The sequence below is a fragment of the Mucilaginibacter sp. P4_C11 genome (assembly GCF_056402115.1).
Window position 1 is genome coordinate 1 of record NZ_JBFUIA010000071.1, and the last position, 5241, is coordinate 5241.

The window sequence follows — 5241 nt, forward strand, 5'->3', positions numbered from 1 at the left end:
TGTCTGTTCCGTTCGCTGATGGTTTGAATACCAACCCCTGATTCTTGTCTGTTCCGTTCGCTGATGGTTTGAATACCAACCCCTGATTCTAAATCGTACCAGTCGGCACTATGTTTCAGAGCGTATAGTTTTAAGTGCGATGGAATATCGTATTGTTTCCTGAACGCCCTCCAACGTTGCCCTAAAAAATCCTGATGTGCCTGTTCAGGCTTAGGGGTGTTATGGTTGGCAAAGACAAAGTAATCTTTAGGCGTATCACGAATGTAATCATCTAAAAGGTTAAACAATTCATCAGTTAGTTCCCACTTAGCTTCATTACCGTTCTTAGTTTTGGTCGGTTCTAAGGTTAAAAGCTTTTTTTCAAAATCGATATTATAAACCTGTATCCGGGTAATCTCGATAGGACGGATGTTAAGGTAAAAAAGGATTTTGGAAGCAATGTATAGTTCCCGGTAAGCAGCGTCTTTTTCTAACAAACCAACCACGTTTTTTAACTCACTTTCTTCAAAAATCACAAATCTGGATGAATCATTTTTGGTGCTTTTCTTTTCTGAATTAGCTACAGGACTTTCCGGGATAACCTTTTTTGTAACAAGGAACTTGAAAAAGGTGTTCAGGTCGGTACGGTAGCAGTTGTATGAAACTTTACCCCAACCCCGACTTTTAGCAGTGGTTTGCAAAAAGTTGTCAATGTCTAAATAGGTAAAGGTACTTGGTTTGCGGAACAGAAAGTTTTTAGCTTTTAACCACGTGGTGAAGTATTCCATCAGGTACTTGTTGCTTTTTAAAGCCTTTTCGCCCATAGCGTTGTTGGAAACGGATTCTTCACGTGTTTTTAGCCAATACGCCATACACTCAGATATTGGCGACAGCGGTGTTATCGGTAAATCATTGAAAAAGCCTGTTACAGGATTGTACCCATTGCTTAATAAATCAATCAAATCTTCTGCTAATTCCTTGCCCTGTTTTTTTAAAGTCTTGGTATCACCATTACGGTCAAGTTTTGCAGACTTTACAATTTTTTTATTTTTATTGGTTTCCGGGTTCAGAAAGTTGAAATAAACAAATGGCTTGTTATCTTTATCCCTTATGACTGGTATGTATAAATTGAAATCAATTCCCTCCCACGAGGTCAGTAAAATAGTCTGGCTTTTTTTCTCTTTCATTTTTTGTAAAGTTACGGATTTAATAAAATTTTCGTTCCCTAATTTGTTCCCTATCACCTCAAAAAGTGCCTTAACGATATGAAAAACACACTTTTTTGGTTAGTAAAATCCGAACCCGTAAAATATAGCTGGGAAAAATTTAATAAAGATGGTCGCACCTTTTGGGATGGCGTACGTAACTACCAGGCACGCAATAATTTAAGATTGATGCAGGAGGGCGACCTGGTGTTGTTTTACCACAGTAACGATGGCAAGGAAGTAGTGGGCATAGCCAAAGTAGTTAAAGAAGCCTACCAGGACCCAACAACCGAAGACCCTAACTGGGTGGTAGTCGATCTATCGCCGGTAGAAACATTGAAGAAGTCGGTAACCTTAGAGACGATAAAAGCCGATGAACAACTAAAGGACGTTGGGCTGGTACGGCAGGGCCGCCTTTCGGTAATGGCATTAAAACGCGAGGAGTTTGACCGTATTTTAGAATTGGGCAGTTAATGGCCAGACCATTTGCAATCAGTCGCTGTATACAAACGGTGTTTCTTACAGCGGTGTTATTTTGCCCCAAAATAACTAAGGCGCAATCGCCATTTGCCGGGTTGGAGAATTTGTTTGCGACACCCGAAAATTACGTAGTAAGGCATATAACAAACGCCCCGGTAATTGATGGCGATATTAATGATGCCGTTTGGCAGCAAGCAAAATGGACAAACGATTTTGTTGATATTGAAGGCGACCTAAAGCCCAAACCGCCTTACAAAACCAAGGTAAAAATGCTTTGGGATAACAGCTACTTATATATAGCCGCCCATATGGAAGAACCGCAGGTATGGGCCACTTTAAAAAATCACGATGATATTGTATACCACGATAACGATTTTGAATTATTTATCGACCCATCTACAACAACCCATTCCTATTACGAAATTGAAGTAAACGCGCTGAACACCATTTTCGATTTGTTTTTAAATAAGCCTTACCGCAACAGGGGAGAGGGGCTGATCGGTTGGGATGCTAATGGCCTGCGTTCAGCAGTTAAGGTGCAGGGTACACTCAACAATACGTCGGATACAGACGCTGGCTGGACGGTAGAAATGGCTATTCCTTTTAGTGCCATAACCATGGGATTTAAATCGCAGGTACCTGAAAATGGCACCATTTACCGCATAAATTTTTCGCGGGTGGAGTATGATACCAAAATTGCAGAAGGCCGAAATATAAAAATGAAAGATTCTGCCGGGCGCGATCTCCCGGAACATAACTGGTCCTGGTCGCCGCAGGGCGAGATTGCGATGCACAGTCCCGAGCATTGGGGATATCTTTTGTTCAGCACACATGAGGCAGATGATGTGGCGTTTAACTTGTCCTATGCCGAGCAACAAAAGAAATACCTTTGGCTGGTTTATTATCGTGAAAAACAGTGGTACAGACAACATCATGCATATACCTCGTCGCTTGGCAAATTGGATATCAACAGTAAGTATGATATTGCCGGCATCAGCAATAAATTAAAGCTGCAAAGCACCCAAAGCCAGTTTGAGGCTTTTATTACCAACGCAAAAACAAACATCACCTATACCATAAACCATGAAGGTTTTATAGAGCAATTAAACCCGATACACCATGAATAAGCGCGAATTTTTAAAAGCCGGTTTGTTGGCCGGTGTTGCTGCCCAAATACCGTTGCTAAGCACTGCTGCCCCGGTAAATACCGCGGCCATTAAAAAAAAGGTAAGGAAAAACTGGATATGGATAAATCCTAACCTGAAGGATACAGATGAGGATTTAAAAACCAATTATACAGCTTATAAAGCCAAAGGGATAACCGGTATTTTTTTTGAGAGCGACAGCGAGCGGCATTTTCGCGCGGCTAAAGCTGCCGGAATTGAGGCCCACCGTTGGATATGGACTTTTAACCGCGCCGAACTGCTCACCGAGCATCCGGAGTGGTACAGCAAAAGCCGCAACGGCGATTCCTGTGCCGATAAACCACCCTATGTAACCTATTACCGCTGGCTTTGCCCATCGCGCCCCGAAGTACAGGATTACCTGACTACAACTGTTGATAAGATACTGGCTTTGGATTATGTAGATGGTATCCACCTGGATTATGTGCGCTACTGCGATGTTGTGCTGCCGGTAAACCTTTGGGACCATTACAAAATTGAACAAACCAAGGAATTGCCCGAATATGATTTTTGCTATTGCGAGGTTTGCCAGGGAAAGTTTAAAGAACAATACGGGCAGGATGTAAAAGCAATACAATACCCGGATGCCAGCCTTTCGTGGCGGTTGTTCAGGTATGGTAATATTATCAGGGTGGTCAACAAAATTTCGGAGGTAGCTAAACAACATAAAAAGGCCATAACCGCGGCTGTGTTCCCCACCCCCGAAGTTGCACGCCGCAACGTGAGGCAGGACTGGACAAATTTTCACCTGGATGGTGTTTGCCCCATGATTTATCATGGCTTTTATAAAGAGGGTGTAAGCTGGATAGGTGATGCCGTGGCCGAAGGTGTACACTTTTTGGATGGAAAATTCCCGCTGTACGCAGGCTTGTATATATCCGATTTTAAAAATGACGACGAAGTACGAACCGGGATACAATATGCATTAAAGAATGGCGCTGCCGGCATCTCGTTCTTTGGTCATGTCACGCCAACAATTTTGGATATTTTGCACGAGGAAACGGGGAAGCCCTAACTAATCGTCATTGCGAGGTACGAAGGAATCCCCGACTATGCAAGACCGACTTACAAGTTTGGCGATTGTCCTAAAGAGATTGCGTCGTGCAATGACGGTTCTTTTAATACCGTAAAAACATTAACCATATGAACTACAGAAAATTTAAAAATACTCCCATAGCCGAAGTTGGCCTGGGCACCTGGCAACTGGGCAGTGCAGATTGGGGCAATGTAAATGACGATGATGCATTCTCCATATTAAAGGCATACACCGATGCCGGGGGTAATTTTATTGATACCGCCGATGTTTATGGTATGGGGGTAAGTGAATCCGTTATTGGGAGGTTTTTAAAAACGACAGATAAGGAAGTATTTGTAGCCACTAAATTGGGGCGTCGCGGCGATGCGCCAAACGGCTGGCCGCAAAACTTTACCTATGATATAATGAAACGGAATGTGGAAGACTCGCTGAAGCATTTGGATGTGCCGCAACTATTTTTAGAGCAATTGCATTGCATACCCACCGAAGAAATGAAATCGGGTAAAGTGTTTGATCATTTACGTACCCTGCAACAGCAAGGTCTTATTAAACACTTTGGTGCCAGTGTAGAAACATCCCAGGAAGCGCTTATCTGCCTGGAGCAGGAAGGCCTGGCATCGTTACAGATCATATTTAACCTATTCAGGCAGCACGTGGCCGACGAGGTTTTTGCTAAAGCAAAGGAAAAAGACGTTGCCATTATTGTAAGGGTTCCCTTAGCCAGTGGACTATTATCCGGTAAATTTAACGAACAAACCAAATTTGCCGCAAATGACCACCGTAATTATAACGCCAACGGCGAGGCCTTTAATACCGGCGAAACATTCTCGGGTATCGAGTTTAACGAAGGTTTGAAGCTATCTCAACAAATAAAACAAATATTACCCGACGACAATATGCCGCAATGGGCTATCCGCTGGATATTGGATCATCCCGAAGTTACAACGGTTATCCCCGGCGCGTCAAAAGTATCGCAGGTTGATAATAACGTTGGGGCATCTGCTTTGGAGCCGCTGCCAGCCAATACTCATCGGCAATTAAGGAGTTTGTATGATGCTGAAATTATTGGAAAAATAAGGGGACATTATTGAGCCCGTCTGAAATTTCCCGGGTTGAGAGCGTTAAATATCGAACACTAAACATCCAATATCGAATAATGAAGGCAAAACTTCGGTGTCGGACATCCAAAATTCATTATTCGATATTACGATATAATTGCCAAAAATAGTTGGTAGAATATTTGTAATCGACTGTAATAAAGGAATATACATCAAGCAAATTGAAATCGGTTTCAATTTGCTTTTTTTGTTATATGAAATCGTCAAAAAAAGGCGTGTTTGACCTGTAAGAGCACGGA

Annotated in this window: 5 protein-coding genes; 4 read left to right on the forward strand and 1 reads right to left on the reverse strand. The window is 42.6% G+C overall.

All coding sequences use genetic code 11. The features are described 5' to 3' along the window. Positions 1-1166 (reverse strand): tyrosine-type recombinase/integrase (locus tag AC1DU2_RS30670; RefSeq protein WP_477389416.1); only part of this gene is annotated, 1166 nt, incomplete at its 3' end. A gap of 78 nt (positions 1167-1244) precedes the next feature. Here AC1DU2_RS30670 and AC1DU2_RS30675 point away from each other — a divergent pair. The 4 genes from AC1DU2_RS30675 (at position 1245) to AC1DU2_RS30690 (ending at position 4975) form a co-directional block, all read left to right on the forward strand. Beyond that, a complete protein-coding gene (locus AC1DU2_RS30675; protein ID WP_477389418.1) occupies positions 1245-1658 on the forward strand; it encodes an EVE domain-containing protein in 414 nt (137 codons plus the stop codon). Next, positions 1658-2791, forward strand: coding sequence for a carbohydrate-binding family 9-like protein (locus AC1DU2_RS30680; protein ID WP_477389420.1), 1134 nt, complete (start codon positions 1658-1660; stop codon positions 2789-2791). The genes AC1DU2_RS30675 and AC1DU2_RS30680 overlap by 1 nt, the downstream gene beginning before the upstream one ends. After that, the gene (locus AC1DU2_RS30685; protein WP_477389422.1) at positions 2784-3863 is read left to right on the forward strand and encodes a family 10 glycosylhydrolase; all 1080 of its coding nucleotides are present in this window, start codon (positions 2784-2786) and stop codon (positions 3861-3863) included. The genes AC1DU2_RS30680 and AC1DU2_RS30685 overlap by 8 nt, the downstream gene beginning before the upstream one ends. Positions 3864-3991: 128 nt before the next feature. Next, complete coding sequence (locus AC1DU2_RS30690; RefSeq protein ID WP_477389424.1) at positions 3992-4975, forward strand: aldo/keto reductase; 984 nt, start codon at positions 3992-3994, stop codon at positions 4973-4975. Positions 4976-5241 lie beyond the last annotated feature (266 nt).

What these genes read in the sequence shown, in the direction of transcription:
- AC1DU2_RS30675 (WP_477389418.1), top strand. Translation starts at nt 1,245, where the DNA reads ATGAAAAACACACTTTTTTGGTTAGTAAAATCCGAACCCGTAAAATAT.
- AC1DU2_RS30680 (WP_477389420.1), top strand. Translation starts at nt 1,658, where the DNA reads ATGGCCAGACCATTTGCAATCAGTCGCTGTATACAAACGGTGTTTCTT.
- AC1DU2_RS30685 (WP_477389422.1), top strand. Translation starts at nt 2,784, where the DNA reads ATGAATAAGCGCGAATTTTTAAAAGCCGGTTTGTTGGCCGGTGTTGCT.
- AC1DU2_RS30690 (WP_477389424.1), top strand. Translation starts at nt 3,992, where the DNA reads ATGAACTACAGAAAATTTAAAAATACTCCCATAGCCGAAGTTGGCCTG.